At 64.6% G+C, this 387-nt stretch carries 1 pseudogene; it reads right to left on the minus strand.

Annotation, left to right across the window (positions count from 1 at the left end):
* Positions 1 to 387 (minus strand): annotated as a pseudogene (locus tag QSK31_RS48605) (transglycosylase domain-containing protein); the annotation flags it as partial.

The raw sequence follows: 387 nt of genomic DNA on the forward strand, positions 1-387 counted from the left end.
CCAGGGCCGTCTTGTACGTCTTGTCGAACTTGTTCAGCGGCGAGTCGTCGTTCGCCCGGTTCGCGGCGGTCTCGGCCGCCTTCTGCACCTCAGGATCGATCGTCGTGGTGATCCGCAGACCACCCTTCGACTGCTCCTCGTCGCTGACGCCCATAGCGCGCAGTTCCTGCTTGACGTACTTGACGATCTTGCCGCTGGCCTTGTCGCTGCCGCAGGAGGTACGGCAGGCGTTCGGGTCGAACTTGTTCACCTTGGGGTACGCGGCCGGCATGTCGGCCGGTTTGATCCAGCCCTTCTCGACCATGTTGTTCAGGGTGTACTGCCAGCGCTCCTGAGCGGCCGGCAGGTTGTTCTGCGGGTCGTAGCCGCGGTGGGTCGCGGACGGCT

Origin of the sequence: Actinoplanes sp. NBRC 103695 (assembly GCF_030269485.1) — a bacterium.
Taxonomy (GTDB): domain Bacteria; phylum Actinomycetota; class Actinomycetes; order Mycobacteriales; family Micromonosporaceae; genus Actinoplanes.